The organism is Novosphingobium sp., from assembly GCF_032093395.1.
GTDB lineage: Bacteria > Pseudomonadota > Alphaproteobacteria > Sphingomonadales > Sphingomonadaceae > Novosphingobium.
In genome coordinates this window covers 1-22224 of record NZ_DAMDBA010000082.1, presented here as the reverse complement: position 1 = coordinate 22224, position 22224 = coordinate 1, and the positions used below count along the sequence as shown (strand labels likewise).

The 22224-nt window shown below is 64.4% G+C and carries 25 protein-coding genes, 1 pseudogene and 2 riboswitches; of the genes and pseudogenes, 19 read left to right on the top strand and 7 right to left on the bottom strand.

The features are described 5' to 3' along the window. The first annotated feature begins 91 nt into the window (after window positions 1-91). The 4 genes from RT424_RS20285 to folP all read left to right on the top strand — a co-directional run bounded on the left by RT424_RS20285 (window position 92) and on the right by folP (window position 4388). A complete protein-coding gene (locus RT424_RS20285) occupies window positions 92-724 on the top strand; it encodes a ribonuclease HII (RefSeq protein WP_313441943.1) in 633 nt (210 codons plus the stop codon). Beyond that, on the top strand, window positions 721-1635 hold the full coding sequence (locus RT424_RS20280; RefSeq protein WP_313441941.1) for an oxidoreductase: 915 nt from the start codon (window positions 721-723) through the stop codon (window positions 1633-1635). The genes RT424_RS20285 and RT424_RS20280 overlap by 4 nt, the downstream gene beginning before the upstream one ends. Before the next feature lie 313 nt (window positions 1636-1948). Continuing rightward, the gene (locus tag RT424_RS20275) at window positions 1949-3082 is read left to right on the top strand and encodes a site-specific DNA-methyltransferase (protein WP_313441939.1); all 1134 of its coding nucleotides are present in this window, start codon (window positions 1949-1951) and stop codon (window positions 3080-3082) included. A gap of 196 nt (window positions 3083-3278) precedes the next feature. Then, complete coding sequence (gene folP / locus RT424_RS20270; protein WP_313441937.1) at window positions 3279-4388, top strand: dihydropteroate synthase; 1110 nt, start codon at window positions 3279-3281, stop codon at window positions 4386-4388. Window positions 4389-4391: 3 nt separating this feature from the next. Here folP and RT424_RS20265 read toward each other — a convergent pair whose 3' ends face one another. Continuing rightward, window positions 4392-5138, bottom strand: a complete 747-nt coding sequence (locus RT424_RS20265) for an SDR family oxidoreductase (protein ID WP_313441935.1) — start codon at window positions 5136-5138, stop codon at window positions 4392-4394. A 323-nt stretch (window positions 5139-5461) separates the two neighbouring features. Here RT424_RS20265 and RT424_RS20260 point away from each other — a divergent pair, with 323 nt between their 5' ends. Continuing rightward, the gene (locus tag RT424_RS20260) at window positions 5462-5833 is read left to right on the top strand and encodes a hypothetical protein (RefSeq protein ID WP_313441933.1); all 372 of its coding nucleotides are present in this window, start codon (window positions 5462-5464) and stop codon (window positions 5831-5833) included. A 77-nt stretch (window positions 5834-5910) separates the two neighbouring features. Here RT424_RS20260 and RT424_RS20255 read toward each other — a convergent pair whose 3' ends face one another. After that, window positions 5911-7335 carry a sigma-54 dependent transcriptional regulator gene (locus RT424_RS20255; protein ID WP_313441931.1) on the bottom strand — a complete coding sequence of 475 codons (1425 nt, stop codon included), beginning with the start codon at window positions 7333-7335 and terminating at the stop codon, window positions 5911-5913. A gap of 258 nt (window positions 7336-7593) precedes the next feature. On the opposite strand from RT424_RS20255, the gene RT424_RS20250 reads away from it, so the two are divergent. The 12 genes from RT424_RS20250 to RT424_RS20195 all read left to right on the top strand — a co-directional run bounded on the left by RT424_RS20250 (window position 7594) and on the right by RT424_RS20195 (window position 18366). Continuing rightward, on the top strand, window positions 7594-7719 hold the full coding sequence (locus RT424_RS20250) for an aa3-type cytochrome c oxidase subunit IV (protein WP_313441929.1): 126 nt from the start codon (window positions 7594-7596) through the stop codon (window positions 7717-7719). Window positions 7720-7739: 20 nt separating this feature from the next. Further along, window positions 7740-8873: an NAD(P) transhydrogenase subunit alpha gene (locus tag RT424_RS20245; protein ID WP_313441927.1), complete on the top strand. Its 1134-nt coding sequence runs from the start codon at window positions 7740-7742 to the stop codon at window positions 8871-8873. Between the two features lie 43 nt (window positions 8874-8916). After that, window positions 8917-9234, top strand: a complete 318-nt coding sequence (locus tag RT424_RS20240; RefSeq protein ID WP_313441925.1) for a proton-translocating transhydrogenase family protein — start codon at window positions 8917-8919, stop codon at window positions 9232-9234. After that, window positions 9234-10643 (top strand): NAD(P)(+) transhydrogenase (Re/Si-specific) subunit beta, encoded by a 1410-nt coding sequence (locus tag RT424_RS20235; protein WP_313441923.1) that lies wholly within the window; start codon window positions 9234-9236, stop codon window positions 10641-10643. Before RT424_RS20240 ends, RT424_RS20235 begins: the two co-directional genes overlap by 1 nt. A gap of 23 nt (window positions 10644-10666) precedes the next feature. Further along, on the top strand, window positions 10667-10984 hold the full coding sequence (locus RT424_RS20230; protein WP_313441921.1) for a hypothetical protein: 318 nt from the start codon (window positions 10667-10669) through the stop codon (window positions 10982-10984). Between the two features lie 145 nt (window positions 10985-11129). Continuing rightward, window positions 11130-12290 carry a deoxyguanosinetriphosphate triphosphohydrolase gene (locus RT424_RS20225; RefSeq protein ID WP_313441919.1) on the top strand — a complete coding sequence of 387 codons (1161 nt, stop codon included), beginning with the start codon at window positions 11130-11132 and terminating at the stop codon, window positions 12288-12290. Further along, complete coding sequence (locus RT424_RS20220; RefSeq protein WP_313441917.1) at window positions 12283-12990, top strand: NAD(P)H-binding protein; 708 nt, start codon at window positions 12283-12285, stop codon at window positions 12988-12990. Before RT424_RS20225 ends, RT424_RS20220 begins: the two co-directional genes overlap by 8 nt. 90 nt (window positions 12991-13080) lie before the next feature. Next, window positions 13081-13184: riboswitch (glycine riboswitch) on the top strand. A gap of 1 nt (window position 13185) precedes the next feature. Next, window positions 13186-13305, top strand: a riboswitch (glycine riboswitch). 34 nt (window positions 13306-13339) lie between these two features. Beyond that, window positions 13340-14473: a glycine cleavage system aminomethyltransferase GcvT gene (gene gcvT / locus RT424_RS20215; protein ID WP_313441915.1), complete on the top strand. Its 1134-nt coding sequence runs from the start codon at window positions 13340-13342 to the stop codon at window positions 14471-14473. Between the two features lie 12 nt (window positions 14474-14485). Continuing rightward, the gene (gene gcvH, locus RT424_RS20210; RefSeq protein WP_313441913.1) at window positions 14486-14857 is read left to right on the top strand and encodes a glycine cleavage system protein GcvH; all 372 of its coding nucleotides are present in this window, start codon (window positions 14486-14488) and stop codon (window positions 14855-14857) included. 31 nt (window positions 14858-14888) lie between these two features. Next, window positions 14889-16247, top strand: coding sequence for an aminomethyl-transferring glycine dehydrogenase subunit GcvPA (gene gcvPA, locus RT424_RS20205; protein WP_313441911.1), 1359 nt, complete (start codon window positions 14889-14891; stop codon window positions 16245-16247). After that, on the top strand, window positions 16244-17845 hold the full coding sequence (gene gcvPB, locus RT424_RS20200; protein ID WP_313441909.1) for an aminomethyl-transferring glycine dehydrogenase subunit GcvPB: 1602 nt from the start codon (window positions 16244-16246) through the stop codon (window positions 17843-17845). The genes gcvPA and gcvPB overlap by 4 nt, the downstream gene beginning before the upstream one ends. 5 nt (window positions 17846-17850) lie before the next feature. Next, window positions 17851-18366, top strand: coding sequence for a CcdC protein domain-containing protein (locus RT424_RS20195; protein ID WP_313441907.1), 516 nt, complete (start codon window positions 17851-17853; stop codon window positions 18364-18366). A 102-nt stretch (window positions 18367-18468) separates the two neighbouring features. On the opposite strand, the gene RT424_RS20190 is transcribed toward RT424_RS20195, so the two are convergent. Next, window positions 18469-18597: a hypothetical protein gene (locus tag RT424_RS20190; RefSeq protein ID WP_313441905.1), complete on the bottom strand. Its 129-nt coding sequence runs from the start codon at window positions 18595-18597 to the stop codon at window positions 18469-18471. 156 nt (window positions 18598-18753) lie between these two features. Beyond that, window positions 18754-18885, bottom strand: a complete 132-nt coding sequence (locus RT424_RS20185; RefSeq protein WP_147219672.1) for an entericidin A/B family lipoprotein — start codon at window positions 18883-18885, stop codon at window positions 18754-18756. Between the two features lie 184 nt (window positions 18886-19069). On the opposite strand from RT424_RS20185, the gene RT424_RS20180 reads away from it, so the two are divergent. Further along, on the top strand, window positions 19070-19276 hold the full coding sequence (locus RT424_RS20180) for a hypothetical protein (RefSeq protein WP_313441901.1): 207 nt from the start codon (window positions 19070-19072) through the stop codon (window positions 19274-19276). Window positions 19277-19309: 33 nt separating this feature from the next. Here the strand turns inward: RT424_RS20180 and RT424_RS20175 are convergent, their stop codons facing one another. Beyond that, window positions 19310-20809 carry a CpaF family protein gene (locus RT424_RS20175; RefSeq protein WP_313441899.1) on the bottom strand — a complete coding sequence of 500 codons (1500 nt, stop codon included), beginning with the start codon at window positions 20807-20809 and terminating at the stop codon, window positions 19310-19312. A gap of 152 nt (window positions 20810-20961) precedes the next feature. Between RT424_RS20175 and RT424_RS20170 the strand changes: the two genes are divergently transcribed. Continuing rightward, the gene (locus RT424_RS20170; protein WP_313441897.1) at window positions 20962-21249 is read left to right on the top strand and encodes an HNH endonuclease; all 288 of its coding nucleotides are present in this window, start codon (window positions 20962-20964) and stop codon (window positions 21247-21249) included. 74 nt (window positions 21250-21323) lie between these two features. Here RT424_RS20170 and RT424_RS20165 read toward each other — a convergent pair whose 3' ends face one another. Then, complete coding sequence (locus tag RT424_RS20165) at window positions 21324-21578, bottom strand: ATP synthase F1 subunit epsilon (protein ID WP_313441895.1); 255 nt, start codon at window positions 21576-21578, stop codon at window positions 21324-21326. 6 nt (window positions 21579-21584) lie between these two features. Continuing rightward, window positions 21585-22224, bottom strand: a pseudogene (locus tag RT424_RS20160) (F0F1 ATP synthase subunit beta); the annotation flags it as partial.

The window sequence follows — 22224 nt, the reverse complement described above, 5'->3', positions numbered from 1 at the left end:
GTCCCCGGTGGCCGCCGCACCGCAGCTTGCAAAGACGAAGGCGACGGGCGATACCGCCGCGAGGAACGATCTGGAGATAGTCGGCTTGGTCATGTCGGTCGCACCCTTACAGGAAACTGGCCTCCCTCTAACGAACCGCCTCGTCATTGGTGTCGATGAGGCGGGGCGAGGGCCATTGGCCGGGCCGGTTGTGGCGGGCGCGGTGGTGCTGTGCAAGCCCCGGCCGTCCGGGCTCGACGATTCCAAGAAGCTATCGGGCAAGCGCCGGGGGGAACTGGAAGCCACGATCAAGCGCCGTTGCCGGTGGGCGGTGGGCGTCGTGGACGTGGAGGAGATCGACCGCCTCAACATCTTCGGGGCGACGATGCTGGCGATGACCCGCGCGGTCGCGGCGCTTTGCGTCACCCTGGGAGAAGAGCCGCACGAGGTGCTGGTCGACGGGAACCTGACGCCGATGGGGCGCACGGCGGACTGGCGCTGGCAGGCCCGCGCGATCGTCGGCGGGGACGCGCTGGAACCTTGCATCTCCGCGGCCTCGATCATCGCCAAGGAACATCGCGACCGGCTGATGCGGGGCCTTGCCGAAGTGCATCCGCACTATGGGTGGGAACGCAACGCCGGTTACGGCACCGCGCAACATCTGGAAGCGCTGCGCCTGCATGGACCCACACCGCATCATCGCCGCAGCTTCTCACCCGTGGCACAACTGGAGATGGCATTGTGAAGGGCTTCACTGCGGCATCCGTAACCGGGCAGGGGGGCAAATGCTTCCTCGTCACCGGCGCCAATACCGGCATCGGCTACGAAACGACGCGCGTGCTGGCCGCCCACGGCGCCCGCGTGCTGATGGCCTGCCGCAACGAGGAGAAGGCGCGCCTCGCCATGGAGCACATCCGCATGGAAGTGCCCGGCGCCAATCTCGCCTTCGTGCCGCTCGACCAGGCGGATCTGTTCAGCGTGCGCGAATGCGCCGAGCAGGTCGCTCGGGATGAGCCCCGGCTCGACGTGTTGGTGAACAATGCCGGCCTCATGGTGCCGCCGCTGGAGCGCACGGTGCAGGGTCATGAGTTGCAGTTCGGCGTGAACCATCTTGCGCCTTTCGCGCTGACGGGACTGCTGCTGCCCAAGCTTTCGGAAACGCCCGGCGCGCGCGTCGTGATCACCGCCAGCCTTGCCCATATGCGGGGCCGGATTGACTGGGACGATCTCGATGCGCGCCGCAGCTATTCCGCCCGGCAGCGCTATGGAGACAGCAAGCTGGCGAACCTGCTCCACCTGCTGGAACTCGACCGGCGCCTGCGTGCCGCCGGATCGCCGGTAAGCGCAATCGCTTGCCATCCGGGGATCGCGTCAACCGAACTCGGGCGCCATTCGCTTGGCTTCCGGCTGCTGTTTCCGATTGCGGGCGTGGTGCTGAACACAGCGGAACAAGGGGCGTGGCCCACGCTTCAGGCGGCAACCGATCCGGTGGCGGAGCCGGGCCAATATTACGGTCCGCAGCGCTTCTTCGGCATGTCCGGTCCTTCGGGGATCGCCCGGCGCAAGGCTTCGGCCCGCGATGTCGAGGCGGCGCGTCGGCTGTGGGAAGTGAGCGTACAGATGACCGGGATCGACTGCGGCCTCGCCGGGCTCTGAACCTTGGGCGGGCGTTGTTGCCCGAAGAAGATTCATCCGTTTGAAGCGGGCGCTATTCCCGACCCTCGCGGAGGACGGCGGATAAGCGCGAAAGTGCGGGCCGCGCATATTTTTTGCCGTGAGTCCCGGCGGCCACAACCCCCATATCTTGAGTCCGTCAGGTCGATCATGACTCGACATCTTGTGTCGGATTCGTTTTGTTCTGTTTGCTGAACACCTGAATCACTAGGGAATCCAACGAGTCGCGGGTTGACGCTGAGTCCGGAAAGACTCACTAGGGCGTCAATCCACAGTTCAATTTCCCGGAGCAAACATGGGCCAGATACTCGTCAAGCAGAAGATCCGCGCAGTCGCGCCGGCGGCCACGCCGAAGGAACTTCTGCCGCTTGGCCAGATCATTCCGGGCGACTGCATCGAAGCGATGCGCTCCATTCCCGACGCCAGCGTCGACATGGTCTTCGCCGATCCGCCCTACAATCTTCAGCTCGGCGGCGATCTTTCCCGTCCCGACGGCAGCCATGTCGATGCCGTCACCAACGACTGGGACAAGTTCTCCAGCTTCGCGTCCTACGACCAGTTCACCCGCGATTGGCTGACCGAGGCGCGCCGCGTGCTCAAGCCCGAGGGCTCGCTGTGGGTGATCGGTTCGTACCACAACATCTTCCGCCTTGGCGCGATCATGCAGGACATGGGGTTCTGGATCCTCAACGACATCATCTGGCGCAAGGCCAACCCGATGCCGAACTTCAAGGGAACCCGCTTCACCAACGCGCATGAGACGCTGATCTGGGCCTCGATGGGCGAGAAGTCGAAGTACACCTTCAACTACCGCGCGATGAAGACGCTGAACGACGAGCTTCAGATGCGTTCGGACTGGGTGCTGCCGATCTGCAACGGCGCCGAGCGCCTGAAGAAGGGCGGTCGCAAGGTTCACCCGACGCAGAAGCCGGAATCGCTGCTCTACCGCGTGATGCTGGCCACCACCAACGCGGGCGACGTGGTGCTCGATCCGTTCTTCGGCACCGGCACCACCGGCGCCGTCGCCAAGCGTCTTGGCCGCGAGTGGATCGGCTGCGAGCGCGAGGGCGACTATCGCGAAGCTGCGCTGGAACGCATCGAGATGGCGCTGCCGCTCGACGAACGCGCGCTCAAGACCATGCAGTCGAAGCGCACCGCGCCCAAGGTCGCCTTCGGCACGCTGATCGAAACCGGCTGGATCAAGCCGGGCACCCGGCTCACCGACAAGAAGGGCCGCTTCGAAGCGGTTGTCCGCGCGGACGGCTCGCTGGAATGCGGCAGCGAGATCGGCTCGATCCACGGCCTGGGCAAGGAACTGCAAGGCGCGCCGTCGTGCAATGGCTGGACGTTCTGGCACCTGGAGCACGAAGGCAAGGTCAAACCGATCGATGCCATCCGCCAGCTCTATATTCTCGCCACGGAGCCTTGAGGCTGCATCGCGCCTGATCCCGTGACAGGCGCAGCAAACCGGGCTCGTCTGCACCATCGTCACCCTGAACTCGTTTCAGGGTGACGATGTGCTCTGACGATGCGCGGGTGTGGCGGGCCGTGCGTTTAGCCAAAGGCAATCGCGCCGCCCTGCGAAATCAGTTCTGCCCGGCGCGCGCGGCGGCTATGGGGCGGTCATGACCCGCACTGTCTACATCCGCCCGATCGCCCTTGCCGACAGCCCCCAGAGCGAAGAGGGGGAGGCAATCCGACTGGGCGGCTCCATGGTCTGGGCCAGCCGCTTCGCGCTGATCGTTCGGGAGAACGGCACGGTTCTCTCGCGCCGACGCTTCGGGGCGAACGATGTCGCCGAGGCATTGGCGACTCTCTCCGCCGATCTCGGAGCAGAGGCGGAACTTCAGTGGTCCAACTTGCGCAAGGTCCATGCGCCGCTTCGGTGCGGGGCCCGCACGATCCGGCTGGAACAGCCGCAGATCGCCGGCATCCTCAACATCACGCCAGACAGCTTCTCCGACGGAGGCAGGTTCCTCGACGACGCGCATGTCGCGTCCGATCACGCCGCCGCCATGCTGGAAGCGGGCGCTGCGATGATCGACATCGGCGGCGAGTCCACGCGCCCCGGCGCGGCGGCGGTATGGGAGGGGGACGAAATCAAGCGGGTCGTGCCGATGGTCGAACGCTTGGCCGCGATGGGCGCGGCGATCAGCGTCGATACCCGCCGCCCGGCGGTCATGGAAGCGACGCTGCGGGCCGGGGCGCACATCATCAACGATGTTTCCGCCCTGCGCCACGATCCGCGCAGCCTGGAATTCGCGGCGGCCTCTGGTGCGCCGGTGGTGCTGATGCACGCGCCCGGCGATGCGGAAGACCTGCATTCGAACGGCAGCTACGACGATGTCGTGCTGGATGTGTTCGACTGGCTGCGTGCCTGCAGGGACAAGGCCGTGACGGCGGGCGTGGCGCCGGAGAACATCCTGCTCGATCCCGGCATCGGTTTCGGCAAGACGCTCGCCGAAAACCTCCAGCTCATGAACGGCCTCGCGATTTTTCATGGGCTTGGGCATCCGCTGTTCGTAGGCGCCAGCCGCAAGCGGATGATCGGTGCCCTGTCCAACGAGGCGCCCGCGCATCAGCGACTGGGCGGATCGGTGACGCTGGCACTCAAGGCGATGGATGCCGGCTCCCACATCATCCGCGTGCACGATGTCGCGGAAACGGTACAGGCTGCGCGGGTCTGGAGGGGGCTGCGCGATGCCGCTCTCACCGACTTCGCGCAAATGCCCTAAGCGTCAGATCGCCAGATAGCCGCCGTCGACCGGATAATACGTGCCGGTCACGAAGGAGGCTCGCTCGGACAGGAGGAAGCTGGTGACCATCGCGATCTCCTCGGGCCGGGCCAGGCGGTTCAGGGCATGCCTGCCCGCAAGGCCCGCCATTTCCTGCGAGGTCATGGTCTTTTCGAGAGCCGGCGTGGAGACGAAGCCGGGGCCGACCGCATTGATGCGTACCCCGGCATCCGCATAATCGAGAGCTGCAACTTTGGTCATGCCCAGAAGCGCATGTTTGGAAGTGACGTAGGCCGCCGAGCCCGCCCAGCCGACGGCGCCGAGGATCGAGGCCATGTTGACGATGGCACCGCCGCCGCGCTCGGCCATGGCGGGGATCTGGTACTTCATGGCGTAGAATACGCTGTTGAGATCCACGTCGATCACGCGCGACCATGAATCGAGCGGAATGTCCGCCAGTTTCATGGATGGCGCGCCGATCCCGGCATTGTTTACCGCGAAGTCCAGCCGGTCGAACGTGCCGAGGGTGAAGGCCACCAATGCTTCGTTGGCCACCGGGTCGGCCACGTCGAGCCGGAACACGGCAGTCTTTTCGGCCCCTAGCTCCTGCGAAAGCGCGCGCGCCGCTTCCTCGTCGAAGTCCGCGATCACGACGCGGCCACCCTGGCCGACGATTTCCCGCGCCACCGCGGCGCCAATGCCCGAGGCCGCGCCCGTCACAATTCCCGCCTTGTCCTTGAAATCCATCATTTTCGTCTCCTCGCTGCGGCCTCAACGCGGGAACGGACAGACAGTTCGCGGACTGCCGGATGACTTGTTTGCAAGAAACGAAGCGCGAAGAGGCAGCGTCGCCGAGCAGGAATTCCGCGACAAAACTGGACCTTGGATGAACCGCGCCTTGCGGGCGGGTGAACGGCGGATCGGATCCGTGTGCACCGGTGAACGCAAGCCTCCTGACGTCCCGGCGGCGGCTCCGTTCGTCTTGAGAGCGGGAGGGAAAGTCGATCTACGCTCGTTGCACTCCCAAACGCAGGCAATCGGGCCTGCGTCGTCAAGCGAAAGGGAACCATCCCATGAAGCAGACCAACAAGCCCCGCACCGCCCTTCTGGCCCTTGCTGCAATCCCGGCATTGGCCGTTCCGGCCGTCGCCCTGGCCGTGCAGCCGATGATGTACGAAAAGAGGGTCGCACAGCAGGAGGAATCGCTGGTTATCAAGGCCCCGATCGGCGGCGTCGCCAATAGCAAGTGGTACGATTACCGCATCAATGTGAACGAAACCCGCAAGGAACTGGCGACCGATCTGCGCAAGGCATCCGATATCGAGGATCAGCGCGACGCCTATGAAGAATATGCCAGCGAACTGCACCAGGAGCGCGGCAAGTACGTGAAGTACATGAGCAAGCGCGGCTATCGCGTGCCGCAGGTCTATTTCGAAAACCTCTGAACGGAGGCTCCATCAGGCAGCGAAGTGCCGGTGCGTGAAATGGCGCGCCGGCACTTCGCCGTGCGCGCAGCGGATGTTCAGGCCGCGTTGTCGATCCCGAGTTCGCCCAGCTTGCGATAGAGGGTCGACCGCCCGATCCCTAAGCGCCTTGCGACTTCTGTCATGCGTCCGCGATAGAGGCCGATGGCCAGGCGGATGACGTCGGCCTCGATCTCGTCGAGCGGGCGCAGATTGCCATCCGGCGTATAGAGCATGACGCCTGAACTTTCCTGCATCGGATTGCCTGCGACCGATGCAGGGCCGCTGCCCAGGATGTTGAGGAGCTGCGGAAAATCTTCCGAAGTGAGTGCGTCGCCGTCGCAGAACACGGCGGCGCGGAACAGCACGGCCTGAAGCTGGCGGACGCTGCCTGGCCAGTCGTAGGCGGCGAGCAACGAGAGCGCGCCGTCGGTGATGCCCAGTTCGCGCAGCCCCGGTTGTTCGCCGATACGGGCGAGGAAGAAGCGGGCGAGGGCAGGAATGTCTCCGGTGCGTTCCCGCAGCGGCGGCAGGCTGACCTTGGTCGGCGAAAGGGCATCGAGCAGTTCGGGCAGGAAATGGCCCTCGTCCACGAGATCCTGCAAGGGCAGGTTGCTGGCGGCGATCAGCCGGGCATCGATGCGGAACGAATGGCGTGCGCCGATCGGGCGGACATCGCTTTTGCGGATGGATTCGAGCAGGCGTTCCTGCACGGAAAGCGGCAGCCGGTCGATCTCGTCCAGCGCCAGGGTGGCGCCGTCGCAATGCTGAAGCGCGCCGACCTGCCGATCGAAGGCGCCGGGGAAAGCGCCTTTCTCGTGACCGAACAAGGCCGACTCGATCGAATTGGCCGGTAATCCGCCGATGTTGACGATCCGCAGGGGCGATTTCGCGCGGGGGCTTGCAGCGTGCATTGCCCGGATCAGCATTTCCTTGCCGGTACCCGTCTCGCCCTCGATCAGGACCGGGCCATGACCGCGTGCAGCCTTGGCGGCGACGGCCAGGGCCTTGCGGAAATTGGGAGCCGCTCCGATCATCGATTCGAAATCGGGATTGGACGGCATCTTTTCGGTCAGCGGTGCGAGTTCGTCGCGCGGCGCCTCGCGGGTGGTGGCCGAGCGCAAGGCGTGCATCAGCCGGTCGGGGGCAACCGGCTTGACGAGATAGTCGGTTGCGCCCGCCCGCATCGCTTCCACCGCCAGCAGGGGCGAGGTGCTGGCCGTAAGCATCAGGATCGGCAGGGCGGGACGGCGCGATTTCAGCTCGGCGATGAGCGCGCAAGCATCGTCTCCGGGAACCCACTGGTCTAGGATGATCGCGGAAAGCTGCATGCCCTGCCGCGTGCCCAGAGTGGCTATGGCGGTTTCTGAATCGCGCGCGATCACCGTGCGCCAGCCTTCGCGAGCGGCCAGCGCCGAAACGAGGCGGCTCTGCGCGGGCTCATCGTCGATGAGCATGAGGAGGCGTGGTTCCTGTTCCGCCATAATGTCGCCCGCCCGTGTCGCCTCCTGGTTGTCGCCATCCCGCCCTAGAAGAAATGGGTAAAGACGGGATTAAGGCTTGGCTGGTTGCTGGCCCGGGCAAATATGCCCAGGTGACAGCAACCAAATGGCGGGCCGGTGAGATCGCCTGTCCGTCGATATCGATCGATCCGCCAAATCACCGCTTATCACTTGAGCGCGGCGCGAGTCACCGCTAAATGTCCTTTATCAAAAGGCAATAATCGAAGAGGATTCCGGTTCATGGCTTCCGGCGACGACATCAAGGCCGCTACCGAAACCTACAATGGCTTCGTCAAGGCTACTGCCTGGAGCACCGGCATCGTCATCCTGATCGTGGCGTTCGTGGTTGGCCTGATCGCTCAGTAGTCGGCCCCGGACCCGAGGGCATGGGCTCAGCCACCCGGATCGCGGTTCTCCGGGAACGCGCATCCGGTGAAACGCGGGTTTCGGCAACACCCGAAACGGTCAGGAAGCTGATCGGCCTGGGCGCGTCCGTAGCGGTCGAGGCGGGGGCGGGCCTTCATGCAAGCATCGCCGACGCGGATTATCTCGCTGCCGGGGCCGCAGTTTCTCCGCTTGCTCGGGTACTGGACGGGGCGAACATCGTCCTGGGTATACAAGCGCCAGATCCGGCGCTGCTCGATGGCGCAGCTTCGGGAGCCTGGGTGGTCGCCGCGATGGACCCTTTCGCCCAGCCTTCAAGGGTAGAGGCCTATGCCGCCGCCGGGCTGGAGGCGCTGGCCATGGAGCTGATGCCGCGGATCACGCGTGCGCAGTCCATGGATATCCTTTCCTCGCAGTCGAACCTCTCGGGGTACAAGGCCGTGTTGGTGGCGGCGAACCTCTATGGCCGGGCCTTTCCGATGATGATGACGGCGGCCGGAACGGTGAGCGCGGCCAAGGCCTTCGTGATGGGCGTTGGCGTTGCGGGCCTTCAGGCCATCGCCACGGCCCGCAGGCTGGGTGCGCAAGTTTCCGCCACCGACGTTCGCTCCGCGACCAGGGAGCAGATTCAGTCGCTCGGGGCCAAGCCGATCTTCGTGGAGAACGTGCGCGGCATCGAAGGCGAAGGGGCAGGCGGTTACGCCGGGGAAATGAGCGAAGACTATCGGCGGGCGCAAGCCGAACTGGTATCCGCCCATCTCGCGCGTCAGGACATCGTCATAACCACGGCCTTGATACCGGCGCGCGTGGCGCCACGCCTGATATCGGATGCACAGATCGCCACGATGAAGCCGGGCAGCGTTATCTTCGACCTCGCCGCACCGCAGGGCGGCAATGTCGAAGGCTGCGTGGCCGACGAAGTGGTGGAGCGGCACGGCGTGAAAATCGCCGGCTTCTCCAACACGCCGGCACATCTGCCCGCCGAAGCTTCGGCCCTGTTCGCGCGCAATCTATTCAACTTCGTCTCGGCCTTCTGGGACAAGGAGCAGGGCAAGCCGGTCCTTGACGACGAGATAGGCGCCGCGATCCGGCTGACCCGCGACGGCAGGGTGGTTCACCCCAGGCTGCTCGGCTGAACAGGGGCGCTCGATAGGGGACGCTTAACAGGGGAGGGGGCTTATGGACTTCATTTCGATCCTGTCGATCTTCGTGCTGGCCTGTTTCGTAGGCTACTATGTCGTCTGGTCGGTCACGCCCGCGCTGCACACCCCGCTGATGGCGGTTACCAACGCCATCTCTTCGGTGATCGTCGTCGGGGCGCTGGTGGCCAGCGCAGCGCAAGGCTCGCCGCTCGCCAAATGGCTGGGCTTGGGTGCCGTCGTGCTGGCCAGCGTCAATATTTTCGGTGGCTTCGCGGTTACCCAGCGGATGCTGGCGATGTACCGCAAGAAGGATAAAGGGCCCTCCGGGGACAAGCGCAGCGGGGGCCGGTCCTGATGGAGGCCCATGCGTCAAACCCGTGGATCGCTGCCGCCTATCTCGTTGCCGGCATCTGCTTCATCCTCGCCTTGCGCGGGCTTTCCTCACCTGCGACCAGCCGTGTAGGCAACCGCTATGGCATGATCGGCATGGGCATTGCCGTGGCGACCACGCTGGTCACGCATGAGATCGCCAGCCTGCCGGAAATCCTCGTCGCCATCGCGCTGGGCGGAGGCATCGGCTTTGTGATAGCCCGGCGCATCCAGATGACGGCGATGCCGCAACTCGTCGCCGCATTCCACTCGCTGGTGGGCCTGGCAGCGGTACTGGTGGGGATCGCCGCCTATTACAATCCGGCGGCATTCGGCATCCTGGCCCCCGACGGGTTGGATATCCTCAGGGGCAGCCGGATCGAGATGGGGTTGGGCGTGGCCATCGGGGCGGTCACCTTCTCGGGTTCGGTGATCGCCTTCGCGAAGCTCAACGGCAACATGAGCGGTGCCCCGATCCTGCTTCCCGCGCGTCATGTCATCAATTTCGCCGCGCTGCTGGCGATCGTCGTGCTCGTCGGCCTGTTCCACTGGAATACGCCGACGCTGTTCTGGGCGATCGTGCTGCTCAGCTTCGCCATCGGCTTCCTGCTGATCATCCCGATCGGCGGCGCCGACATGCCGGTGGTCGTCTCAATGCTCAATTCCTATTCGGGCTGGGCGGCGGCGGCGATGGGCTTTACGCTGCACAATACCGCGATGATCATCACGGGGGCGTTGGTCGGCTCGTCCGGCGCGATCCTCAGCTACATCATGTGCAGGGCGATGAACCGCAGCTTCATCTCGGTAATCGCCGGCGGCTTCGGGGCGGAGGCAGGGACCGGCAATGCCACCGCCGTGGATCGCCCCTGGAAGCGCGGCTCGGCCGAAGACGCGGCCTTCCTCATGAGAGAAGCCGAGAACGTCATCATCATTCCCGGCTACGGCATGGCGGTAGCCCAGGCCCAGCACGTCCTGCGCGAGATGGCGGACCAGTTGAAGGCCCACGGCGTCGGCGTCAAATATGCGATCCACCCGGTCGCGGGTCGCATGCCTGGACACATGAACGTACTGCTGGCTGAGGCAAACGTGCCTTACGACGAGGTCTTCGAACTGGAAGACATCAACGGCGAATTCGCCCAGTGCGACGTCGCCTTCATCATCGGCGCCAACGACGTGGTGAACCCCGCCGCCAAGACCGACAAAAGCTCTCCCATCTACGGCATGCCGGTATTCGACGTGGAGAAGGCCAAGACCATCTTCTTCATCAAGCGATCGATGGGCGGACAGGGATATGCCGGGGTCGACAACGAGGTGTTTTACATGGATCAGACCATGATGCTCCTCGCCGACGCGAAGAAGATGGTCGAGGATATCGTGAAAGCACTGGCGGACTGATTCAGCGGCTCTATAGGGCCGCCATGTTGCGCAATCTCAAGCGATTCCTGTTGCTCGCCGTCCTTCTCGTCACGCTCGTTTTCGGCGCTCACCTCTATGTCGGCTGGCGCGTCCGCTCGGCGCTTATCGAGGCTGGAATGTCGGATCGGGTGGCAACCTGCATGTCACGCCGCATGGTCAAGCGGCTCAGTTTCCCGCAATTGATCAGGCTCCAGAAGCTGGAAGGCGACAAGAAGACCCTCGGCGCCTGGGTCAGGGCCGTGAAGGCGGTGGATGACAGCGAGGTCATTGTCGTGACAACCACTTCGGCGGCCTTGTGCAAGACGGGAATTGCGTCCTAGAGCGTTTCCGATCCGGTTGTGCCGGATCAACCGCTCTAGGTTTCTGGTTTGCCGCATTTTCCGGGTCATCAGGTGATTCCATCTGATTAGAAAATGCTCTAGTACGGCGCCGAGAGCAAGCCTGCTTTCCGGAAAAGAGTTCAGCTTGACACTTGCACCCTACGCTTCCGATCCGGCCCGTTCGCGCGGCCGGGAGTTCCCCATGGACACCGGTCTGCCGCGCGGCCAGCGCAGCCCGTACCAGCGCGACCGGGATCGCATCGTGCATTCGATCGCTTTCCGTCGTCTGCGCTACAAGACCCAGGTCTTCATCGCGCCCGATGGCGATCACTACCGGGTGCGACTGACGCACAGCCTGGAAGTGGCTCAAGTCGCCCGCGTGATCGCCCGGATCATCGGCCTCGACGAGGACCTCACCGAGGCGCTCGCCCTGGCCCACGATATCGGCCATCCGCCTTTCGGCCATGCCGGAGAGGAAGCGCTCGACGCGGCGCTGCACAAGGCAGGTGGATTCGACCACAACGCCAATTGCCTGCGCACCCTGATGCGGATCGAGAGCCCCTATTGCGAGCATGACGGGCTGAATCTGACATGGGAAACACTGGAGGGCCTAGCCAAGCACAACGGCCCGGTTTCCGAGCCGAACTGGGCGCTGGCCGAACTCGACGCGGCCTATGGTCTCGAACTGGGAACTTACGCCTCGCTCGAAGCGCAAGTGGCGGCCCTGTCCGACGACATCGCCTATGACAATCACGACATCGACGACGGCCTGCGCGCTGGCTTCCTCGATCTCGACGAACTGCTGGCGCATCCTTTCATCGCCCAACGCTGGGCGGAAGTCGAGCGTCGCTATCCCCGCGCGCCGCGCGATCGGCAATTGTCGGAACTGATCCGCAGCCAGATCGGCTTCATGGTCAACGACTTGCTGGCGGAAACGCAGAAGCGCCTCATCGGTATCGAGAGCATCGATCAGGTGCGCGGCGCCGGTCGTCAACTCGTGGCCTTCTCGCCGGAAGTCGAGGAGGGCGAGCGCCAGTTCAAGCGGTTCATGTACGAGAAGCTCTATTACCATCCCGAGCAGCTTGAAACCGCCCGTCGCGCCCGTGCGCTGTTGGCGGAACTCTATTCCGCCTACTCGCAGGAGCCGGTGTTGATGGAGGAAAGCTGGATCGACGGCCTGCCGCGTCATGAACCCGCGCGCAGCCGCCACATCGCCGACTACATCGCCGGCATGACGGACCGCTATGCCATTTCTTGCCATGGTCAGATCTACGGCCGCACGCCCGAAGGCTTGCGCAATGTCTGAAACGATTGCGGCGGGGCGACGGATCTGCCTCGTCGGCGCCAGCGGACTTGTCGGTTCGGCAGTGATCGAGCAGAGCATCGGTCGCAGCGACCTGCGTGTCATCGGCGTCGCCCGGCGCGAGGTTCTGCTGCCGAAAGGGGCGCGACTGGAAATACTCGTGGGGCCGACCGCCGACTGGCCGGACCTGATCGAGGCTGCCCATGCCGACGTACTGGTCTGCGCGCTCGGCACGACCCGCAAGGCCGCCGGCAGCGACGAGGCGTTTCGCGCCGTCGATCACGATCTTGTGCTGGAAACCGCTCGTGCGGCGCGGCTTGCCGGGATCGACCGCATGATCCTGGTTTCCTCGGTCGGTGCCGACCCTGAAAGCACCAACGTGTATCTGCGAACCAAGGGTGAGGTGGAGCAGGCGCTCGGCCAAATGGGATTTGCGCGCCTGGACGTGCTTCGGCCGGGTCTGCTGCGTGGCAAGCGCCTTGAAGATCGCCCGCTGGAGAAGGCGGGGCAGGTGGTTGCGCCGCTTGCGGATATGCTGGTATTTCACGCCAGACTGCGCCGGTTCCGGTCGATTGCAGCCGTCCGGCTGGCACAGGTCGTTCTCGCCCTCAGCGCGGATAGGGTGCCGGGCCACTTCGTTCACGAGCACGATTCGATGGCCGAAATTCTGCGGCACCGCCCGTTCCAACCCTGTCCGGCTTAGGTATACACCCCGGTTATTCGTGGAAATTGTAGTGCGCTGCAGCGCGATTGCGTTGACTTGCCGCCGCACCTCAACCAAGTGAAAAGCATCGCTGACAGCGCGGGAGAGACCTGCTGATTCGCATTCGCGAAAAGGTAGGCGCCGAAGGAGCAACCGCCCCGGAATCTCTCAGGCAAAAGGACCGCGCAGCGTCGATAGCGAGACTCTGGAAAGTGTCGCATCCTTCGGGATGAGGCCGCCGACGGTGTAACTTTGGCCTGCCTGTCATGGGTTTGTCGAGGGAAGCTCTCAGGTTTCCGTGACAGAGGGGGCACCTGGAATGGTGTACCGAACTGTGCGGAGTCATGTCTTGAGCGAATATCCGATTTCCGATTCCGATCAGGAGCCCGAAGAACTGGCCCCGCAGCTGCTGCCGCTGAACGGTTGGCATCGCGAGCGAGGCGGTCGCATGGTCGAGTTCGCCGGCTACATGATGCCTGTTCAGTATGAGGGTATCATGGCCGAGCACCTCTGGACCCGCGAGAGCGCCGGGCTGTTCGACGTCAGCCACATGGGCCAGCTCTACATTTCGGGCGAGGGCGTGGAGCCGGCTCTGGAAGCCGCTCTGCCGATCGACCTTTCCACGCTGAAGACGGGCTCGGTGCGCTACTCGCTCCTGCTCGACGAAAATGGCGGCATCCTGGACGACCTGATGGTCACGCGCTGGGAAAGCGGTTTCTACCTCGTCGTCAACGGCGCGACCAAGTGGGACGATATCGGCACCTTGCGCGAATATCTCCCGGACGACATCACGCTCAACCATCTCGATGAAAATGCGCTCCTTGCACTTCAGGGACCGAAGGCGGCCGAAGCGCTGGAGCGCCATGCACCCGGCGTTTCCGCGCTGACGTTCATGAAGGGCGGCGCATTCAAGCTGGGCGGCGTCGATGCCTGGATCAGCCGTTCGGGCTATACCGGCGAGGACGGCTTCGAGATCGCCATTCCCGGCGAATCCGCGGCCATGATCGCGGACCTGCTCTGCGGCGAACCGGAAGTGAAGCCGATCGGCCTCGGCGCGCGCGACTCGCTGCGGCTCGAAGCGGGTCTGCCGCTCTACGGCCATGACATGGATCCCGAGCGCGGCCCGGTCGATGCCGGTCTTGCTTTCGGCATCAACAAGCGCCGCCGTCTCGAAGGTGGTTTCCCCGGTAGCGAGCGCGTTCAGCGCGACTTTGCCGAGGGTACCGCGCAGAAGCGCATCGGACTCAAGCTCGATGGCCGTCAGGCCGCGCGCGAGGGTGCCAAGGTTTTTCAAGGCGAACAGGAAGTTGGCGTTGTTACTTCAGGCGGTTTCTCGCCATCGCTCCAGCATCCCATTGCCATGGCCTATGTCGATGCAGCTTTCGCTGCGGACGGCACGGCTCTTTCCATCGAATTGCGGGGCAAGAAGCTCGACGCCACGGTCGCAGCCATGCCCTTCGTTCCCAACCGCTATCACCGCTGAGGATACCTACCCATGACCCGTTATTTCTCGCAGGAACACGAGTGGATCGAAATCGAGGGTGACCTCGGCACCGTGGGCATCACCGACTACGCACAGGGCCAGCTTGGCGACATCACCTTCGTCGATCTGCCGGAAGCCGGCGCTGCCTTCGGCAAAGGCGATTCCGTTGCCGTGGTGGACTCGGTGAAGGCCGCTTCGGACGTCTACACGCCGGTTTCGGGCACGATCGCCGAAGCCAACGCCGCGCTGGCCGACGAGCCGGAACTGGTCAACACCCAGGCCGAGACCGGTGGCTGGCTGTTCCGCGTGACCCTGTCGGACGCTGCGGAACTGGAAGCGCTGATGGATGAGTCTGCTTATAAGCAGTACGTCGAAAGCCTCTGATTTACCGATATTATTCACGGAGTATCGCCGCTTGCGCTACCTGCCCCTGACTCCCGCCGATCGCGCCGAAATGCTCGGCGTCATCGGTGCCGACACGGTTGACGATCTGTTCGTCGACGTGCCCGCCGAGGCCCGGCTTTCCGGCCCTATCGAGGGGCTGCCCGCCCATGCCAGTGAAATGGCAGTGGAGCGGCACATGTCCGCGCTTGCGGCGAAGAACCTTTCGGCCGGCACCGCGCCTTTCTTCATCGGCGCTGGCGCTTATCGCCACCACGTCCCCGCTTCGGTCGATCACCTGATCCAGCGCGGCGAATTCCTGACCGCCTACACCCCGTACCAGCCGGAAATCGCGCAGGGCACGCTTCAGGTGTTGTTCGAGTTCCAGACGCAGGTCGCGCGCCTGTTCGGTACCGATATCGCCAACGCCTCGATGTACGACGGTTCGACGGCCTGCTGGGAAGCGATCCTGATGGCCAGCCGCATTACCCGCAAGACTCGCGCCGTGCTGTCCAGCGGCCTGCACCCGCACTACGCCGAAGTGGTGCGCACGATGGCCAAGTTCACCGAAGACGATATCGTCTCGCTGAAGGCCCAGCTGGTAGCCGAGGCCGATGACGCCGCCGTGATCGCCGCGATCGACGACACGACCTCCTGCGTTGTCGTCCAGTATCCGGACGTGATGGGCCGCATCCCCGATCTCGCCGCGATTGCCGATGCCGCGCATGCCAAGGGCGCGCTGCTGATCGCGGTCGTCACCGAGCCGGTTGCGCTGGGCATGATCGAGGCGCCGGGCGCGCTGGGTGCCGACATCGTCGTGGGCGAAGGCCAGTCGATCGGCGTCGGCCTGCAGTTCGGCGGCCCGTACCTGGGCCTGTTCGGCTGCCGCGAGAAGTTCGTGCGCCAGATGCCGGGCCGTCTCTGCGGCCAGACCGTGGACGCCGAAGGCAAGCGCGGCTTCGTGCTGACGCTCTCCACGCGCGAGCAACATATCCGCCGCGAGAAGGCGACCAGCAATATCTGCACGAATTCAGGGCTTTGTGCGCTGGCTTTCAGTATTCACCTGACCCTGCTGGGCGGTGAAGGCCTGGCCCGGCTCGCCGCCGTGAACCACGACAAGGCGCAGACCCTGATCGAGCGTCTGGCCAAGGTGCCGGGCGTGAATGTGCTGAACGACGCCTACTTCAACGAGGCGACCGTGGTGCTGCCGCGTGACGCCCGCGAAGTCGTGCGCGAACTGGCCGACCGCAAGGTGCTGGGCGGCGTCTCGCTCGGCCGCCTGTTCCCCGAGGACAGCGATCTGCACAACGGCCTGCTGGTGACGGCGACCGAGACCGTGACCGACGAGGATATCGAAGTGTTTGCGCGTGAACTTGAAGGAGTGCTGGCATGAACGCGGTAAACGCAAGCGGTTGGCGCCCTCAGATGGGTGAAGCCGGTGAGGGCGCTGGCTTCAAGACCGCCTCGGGCGACTATGGCCTGATGCTGGAAGAAGCGCTCAGCTTCGAGCTTGGCTCTTCCGAGAAGTGCGGCGTCGATCTCGACAAGACCAGCCGTCCGGCGGCTGCGGGCCTGTCGAAGTTCCTGCGCAAGTCGGCTCCGGCGCTGCCCGGCCTGACCGAGCCTGAAACCGTGCGCCATTACACCCGCCTGTCGCGCCAGAACTACGCGATCGACCTCGGGCCGTTCCCGCTCGGTTCGTGCACGATGAAGCACAACCCGCGCCTGAACGAGAAGATGGCCCGCCTGCCGGGCTTTGCCGACGTTCACCCGCTCCAGCCGCAGAAGACGGTCGAGGGCGCGCTGGAAGTGATCGAGCAGTTGGCCGACTGGCTGATCACCCTGACCGGCATGGCTTCGGTGGCGATGAGCCCCAAGGCCGGTGCGCATGGCGAGCTTTGCGGCTTGCTCTGCATCCGCGCCGCGCTCGACGCGCGTGGTGAGAAGCGCGACGTGGTGCTGGTGCCGGAGAGCGCCCACGGCACCAACCCGGCAACCGCCGCTTTCGCGGGCTTCAAGGTGCAGTCGATTCCGGCAACGCCGGAAGGCCGCGTCGATGTCGAGGCGCTGAAGGCCAAGCTCGGCCCGAACGTTGCGGGCGTGATGATCACCAACCCGAACACCTGCGGCCTGTTCGAGCCCGACATGAAGGCGATCGGCGACGCGGTTCATGCGGCAGGCGGCTACGTCTATTGCGACGGCGCGAACTTCAACGCCATCGTCGGTAAGGTGCGCCCCGGTGACCTTGGCGTCGATGCCATGCACATCAACCTGCACAAGACCTTCTCCACCCCGCACGGCGGTGGCGGCCCAGGCGCCGGCCCGGTCGTGCTGTCCGAAGCGCTGGCGCCTTTCGCGCCGCTGCCCTTCGTCAGCCGCGGTGAAGACGGCCGGGTCCATCTCGTCGAAGAGGAAAACGCAGGCGAGGACCATGCCCAGGCATTCGGCCGCATGGTTGCCTTCCACGGGCAGATGGGCATGTTCACCCGCGCGTTGACCTACATTCTCAGCCACGGCGCGGACGGCCTGCGTCAGGTTGCCGAGGATGCGGTGCTCAACGCCAACTACGTCCTGCGTTCCTGCGAGGACCTGCTGCCGGCACCCTTCGCCAAGAGCGGCCCGTGCATGCACGAGGCGCTGTTCAGCGATGCAGGGCTCGCCGAGGGCTTCTCCACGCTGGATATCGCCAAGGGTCTGATCGACGAGGGCTTCCACCCGATGACGGTCTACTTCCCGCTGGTGGTGAAGGGCGCGATGCTGGTCGAGCCGACCGAGACGGAAAGCAAGGCTGGCCTCGACCGCTTCATCGGTTCGCTGCGCAGCCTTGCCCAGCGCGCCAAGGATGGCGACCAGAGCCTCCACAGCGCGCCGCATTTCGCGCCGCGTCGCCGTCTTGACGAAACGCTCGCGGCCCGCAAGCCGGTGCTCGTGTGGCAGGGAACGCCGGGCGAACCGGCTACTCCTTCGCTGAGCGAATTCGGCGGTAGCTGAGCCATATGGGGGGAAACGGATACGCTGCCTGGCTGCCGCTGCTGATGTTCGCCGGGATCATGGCCTGGCGTTTCCGCAGCCTTGAAAGAGCCCGGCCGCTCCGTCTCCCCCTGCTTTGGATAGCGCCGGTGATCGTCGCCGCGGCGGTTGGCCTGGCGCTTTACGGTATCCCGCCCAGCCTGCTTGGGTGGATGGCGCTGGGGGCGGGGTTCGCGATCGGTGGGGGCATTGGCATGCAACGCTCTCGCCTCATGCGGTTGCATGTAGAGGGACAAGGCGATGGCGCACGCGTGATGATGCGCCAGTCGCCGCTGGCCCTGATCCTGCTTCTGGGCGTGTTCGGCGCGCGCCGTCTGATCCTGCCCGGCGGCATGACGATGGGCGCGGCCCATCCCGCAGCGAATGCCCTGATCATGACCGACGCAATGCTCGGCCTGGTTCTAGGCATGGTGGTCGTCAGCAGGCTGGTGCTTTGGCAACGGGCACGCGCCATCGTTGCCGGTCATCTCATGAGTGACTGAACTTCGGACGTAATTCGAAAACGCGTGCGGCGCGAAGCGGGATTCCCGCTTCGCGCCGCAATGTGTTCAGCACCTACCGATCTCAGGGATCGGTCGTGCGTGTCAGGTCGCCCGATCGACCGAATTCGCCACGGATTCGATATCCTGACCAACCCCGCGCACGGTGTTGCACGCCGCTGCCCCAAGCACGAAGCTCGAAACCGCCAGAGCCAGAGCCGCTTTCCTGATCATGACCGCCTTAACCCTTCCAAACATGGCACTCCGAACGGGTGCTTCGATCCGTCGCTAGTGCATCTGGAAATCGAGGGGAAGGGGCCTGCGGCCACACCTCACCATACCGGCGCGGCGTGATGCCGCGTCGGCATGGGAACGGCATTCGCCTTCACATCACTTGATGGCGTCTTCCCCGGCCTGACCGACCGACTGTACGTCCTTGCCGGCACCCTTCACGGTGTTGCAGGCCGATGCCGAAACGACGATGCTGCCAACCACCAGGGCGAGAACGAGTTTCTTGACCATTGCTTGAATTCCTTATCCTGCTGGACCCCGGCATTGCGCGGGGAGCGAAGGGTGGAACTCGTGGTCGGGCGCGCGGTTCCCGGTCATGACAGCGGAAGCGAGATCGGCTCGCTACGGGGCATTTCCCCGACAGTCCTGGCAGGCAGGCCTTTGCTTTCGATGCCGAACACGGCAAAGGCGCCCGATGACCGATTCCGACAAGATCATGGCTTTCGCAGGCGCCATCGCGGCAGCCATAGCCGTTCTGGCCTGGGTCGGAGACCGCCGACGCATGAAGCGGACCGATCTGGACCGCGTGGGCTTCATGCCGTGGACGTCCGTGTTCTTCTTCGCGCTCATGGCAGCCGTGTTGCTGCTGGGTGTCGCCGGGAAGGATATGTTCCGCGGTTAGAGCATTTTCCAATCTGACGGCTCGGAGACTGCTTTAGAGGCATGCTTCCAGAAAGGCCTGGTCGAAACCGAACTGGCGGGCCTTTTCCAGCGTGTAAGGGCGCAGGCCCGAACTGCGATACTCGCCGATGATCTTGCCGTCGTCGGTCTCGTCCAGATACTCGAACTTGAAGAGTTCCTGGGTGACGATCACGTCGCCTTCCATGCCGATCACTTCGGTGATGTTGGTGGTGCGGCGCGAACCGTCGCGCAGGCGCTTCACTTGCACGATGAGGTCGACGGATTCCGCGATCTGGCGGCTGATGGCTTCCTTGGGGATCTTGATGTCGCCCATCAGGATCATGTTCTCCATGCGGCCCAGGCATTCGCGCGGGCTGTTGGCGTGGAGCGTGCACATGGAACCGTCGTGACCGGTGTTCATGGCGGCGAGCAGGTCGAAACACTCGGCGCCGCGGATTTCGCCCAAGATGATACGGTCGGGTCTCATGCGGAGGGCGTTCTTGACGAGATCGCCGATGGTGATCGCGCCTTGCCCCTCGAGGTTCGGCGGGCGGGTTTCGAGCGGCAGCCAGTGTGGCTGCTGGAGCCGCAGTTCGGCCGCATCCTCGATCGTCAGCACGCGCTCGCCGGGGTCGATCATCTTCGACAGTGCGTTGAGCATGGTCGTCTTGCCCGAGCCGGTACCGCCCGAAATGACGATATTCATGCGGCAGGCGCCGGCGATCTTGAGTGCAGTCGCCATCTTGTCGCTCATCGAGCCGAAGTCTTTGAGCATGTCGATCGTGATCGGCTTCTCGGAGAACTTGCGGATGGAGATGGCGGTGCCACGCAGCGACAACGGCGGTACGATCACGTTGACGCGGCTGCCGTCCTTGAGGCGGGCGTCGGCCAGCGGCGTCGTCTGATCGACGCGGCGGCCCACCTGGTTGACGATGCGCTGGGCGATCTGGAACAAGTGCTGTTCGTCGCGGAACTTGGTGGGGGCGAGGAGCAGCTTGCCCTTCTTCTCGATGTAGGTCTGGTTCGGACCGTTGACCATGATGTCCGACACGTCGGGATCGTTCAGCAGCTCTTCCAGCGGACCGAAGCCCAGCAGTTCGTCGATCAGCACTTTCTCCAGCGCGAATTGCTCGCGCCGGTTGAAGGTGATCTTGAGCTCCGCGAGAACTTCCATGATGATCGGGCGGAATTCCTCGGACAGCTCGTCCTTGGTGAGCGTCGCCGCAGCCTCCGGATCGACGCGCTCCAGCAGGCGAGGGAGCACCTGTTCCTTGATCTTGTGGATCGAGGCTTCGAAGCCGCTCTGCTCGGACTGGCCGTCATGTACGGCGTTGGCGCGATCCGCGAGGCGGGCCAGGGCATCGTCCCGCAGGTTCTGGGGAGGCGGGGCATCGACGGAGGGCAGGGGGAAGGGATCGGTCGCCCCCGGCGAGGGGGCCTCGGCGCCGAGCTTCAGAGGCTTGGCCACGCCGAAAGCGGGCCGGGCGCCCTGGCCCAAGCCGCCGATACCGTTGCGTCGCCCGAATGCAGTCATTTCTTCGTCAACCCTTTCAACATCGGCACGGCTGCCCCACTTGGCACCGGTCGTGACGATGTCCCGCGATTGTGCGCAGGATTAAGGTTGAAACTTTGATAACTTACTAATGGTGGCCCGGATCGGAGGGCGCGTGGAAGCTAGGAAAACGGATGGGTAACACGGATGGCGAACTGGAGTTCTGCTGGCTTTGCGGCCGCCCTCTCGGCCGACGGGTGGAATGGCATCATCCCGTGCCCAAGAGCCGTGGCGGGCGGGAAACGGTGCCTTTGCACCCGATCTGCCATCGCGCCATTCACGCCACGTTCTCCAACGCCGAACTGGCTCGTCTGCCGCCACGCGCCGAGGCCCTGCGCCAAGATGAGAAAATCCGCAGGTTCCTTAGCTGGATCGCGGGAAAGCCCGCCGATTTCCACGCTCCCACCGCGCGACGCGGCTGACAGGCCGAATCGAAAAAGGGCGTCGCCGGATTTGCCGGCGACGCCCTTTTTCTTCGGCGCTCAGCCGGTTGGCGTCAGGCCACGTGCTCGGCGAGCACGGTCAGGCCCTTGTCGCCCACTTCAGCGAAGCCGCCGGTGATGCGGATCTCTTCCGGAGCGGCGCCGTCGGTCTTGTAGACCTTCAGCGCGCCGTCGGCGATCGTCGACATGAAGGGCGCGTGGCCCTCCAGCACGCCGAACTCGCCTTCGGTGCCGGGGACGACCACCATGTGGACGTCTTCCGAGCGGACGAGCTTGGCCGGCGTGACGAGTTCGAAGTGCAGAGCCATGATCGATTACGCCTCTTCGGCCAGCTTCTTGGCCTTCTCGACCGCTTCGTCGATGCCGCCGACCATGTAGAAGGCTGCTTCGGGAAGGTGATCGTACTCGCCTTCGACGACGGCCTTGAACGACTTCACGGTGTCTTCGAGCTGGACGAACTTGCCCGAGATGCCCGTGAAGACTTCCGCAACGTGGAACGGCTGCGACAGGAACTTCTGGATCTTGCGGGCGCGGGCGACGGTGAGCTTATCTTCTTCCGAAAGCTCGTCCATGCCCAGGATCGCGATGATGTCCTGAAGCGACTTGTACTTCTGCAGGGTTTCCTGAACCTTGCGGGCGGTCTCGTAGTGCTCGGCACCGACGACGCGGGGCTCGAGCACGCGCGAGGTCGAGTCGAGCGGGTCGACGGCCGGGTAGATGCCCAGTTCCGAGATGGCGCGGTTCAGCGTGGTCGTTGCGTCCAAGTGGGCGAACGAAGCAGCCGGAGCCGGATCGGTAAGGTCGTCCGCGGGGACGTAGATCGCCTGGACCGAGGTGATCGAACCCTTGGTGGTCGAGGTGATGCGTTCCTGCAGCTGGCCCATGTCGGTCGACAGGGTGGGCTGGTAGCCCACGGCCGAAGGAATACGGCCGAGCAGAGCCGACACTTCCGCG

Bases quoted from the DNA above. Each gene is read 5' to 3' on its own strand.
- RT424_RS20285 (WP_313441943.1), top strand. From the start codon at position 92: ATGTCGGTCGCACCCTTACAGGAAACTGGCCTCCCTCTAACGAACCGC.
- RT424_RS20250 (WP_313441929.1), top strand. From the start codon at position 7,594: ATGGCTTCCGGCGACGACATCAAGGCCGCTACCGAAACCTACAATGGC.
- RT424_RS20260 (WP_313441933.1), top strand. From the start codon at position 5,462: ATGAAGCAGACCAACAAGCCCCGCACCGCCCTTCTGGCCCTTGCTGCA.
- RT424_RS20275 (WP_313441939.1), top strand. From the start codon at position 1,949: ATGGGCCAGATACTCGTCAAGCAGAAGATCCGCGCAGTCGCGCCGGCG.
- RT424_RS20230 (WP_313441921.1), top strand. From the start codon at position 10,667: ATGTTGCGCAATCTCAAGCGATTCCTGTTGCTCGCCGTCCTTCTCGTC.
- RT424_RS20180 (WP_313441901.1), top strand. From the start codon at position 19,070: ATGACCGATTCCGACAAGATCATGGCTTTCGCAGGCGCCATCGCGGCA.
- RT424_RS20265 (WP_313441935.1), bottom strand. From the start codon at position 5,138: ATGATGGATTTCAAGGACAAGGCGGGAATTGTGACGGGCGCGGCCTCG.
- RT424_RS20240 (WP_313441925.1), top strand. From the start codon at position 8,917: ATGGACTTCATTTCGATCCTGTCGATCTTCGTGCTGGCCTGTTTCGTA.
- RT424_RS20235 (WP_313441923.1), top strand. From the start codon at position 9,234: ATGGAGGCCCATGCGTCAAACCCGTGGATCGCTGCCGCCTATCTCGTT.
- folP (WP_313441937.1), top strand. From the start codon at position 3,279: ATGACCCGCACTGTCTACATCCGCCCGATCGCCCTTGCCGACAGCCCC.
- RT424_RS20195 (WP_313441907.1), top strand. From the start codon at position 17,851: ATGGGGGGAAACGGATACGCTGCCTGGCTGCCGCTGCTGATGTTCGCC.
- gcvPB (WP_313441909.1), top strand. From the start codon at position 16,244: ATGAACGCGGTAAACGCAAGCGGTTGGCGCCCTCAGATGGGTGAAGCC.
- RT424_RS20165 (WP_313441895.1), bottom strand. From the start codon at position 21,578: ATGGCTCTGCACTTCGAACTCGTCACGCCGGCCAAGCTCGTCCGCTCG.
- RT424_RS20245 (WP_313441927.1), top strand. From the start codon at position 7,740: ATGGGCTCAGCCACCCGGATCGCGGTTCTCCGGGAACGCGCATCCGGT.
- RT424_RS20170 (WP_313441897.1), top strand. From the start codon at position 20,962: ATGGGTAACACGGATGGCGAACTGGAGTTCTGCTGGCTTTGCGGCCGC.
- gcvH (WP_313441913.1), top strand. From the start codon at position 14,486: ATGACCCGTTATTTCTCGCAGGAACACGAGTGGATCGAAATCGAGGGT.
- RT424_RS20190 (WP_313441905.1), bottom strand. From the start codon at position 18,597: ATGATCAGGAAAGCGGCTCTGGCTCTGGCGGTTTCGAGCTTCGTGCTT.
- RT424_RS20220 (WP_313441917.1), top strand. From the start codon at position 12,283: ATGTCTGAAACGATTGCGGCGGGGCGACGGATCTGCCTCGTCGGCGCC.
- RT424_RS20175 (WP_313441899.1), bottom strand. From the start codon at position 20,809: ATGACTGCATTCGGGCGACGCAACGGTATCGGCGGCTTGGGCCAGGGC.
- RT424_RS20255 (WP_313441931.1), bottom strand. From the start codon at position 7,335: ATGGCGGAACAGGAACCACGCCTCCTCATGCTCATCGACGATGAGCCC.
- RT424_RS20185 (WP_147219672.1), bottom strand. From the start codon at position 18,885: ATGGTCAAGAAACTCGTTCTCGCCCTGGTGGTTGGCAGCATCGTCGTT.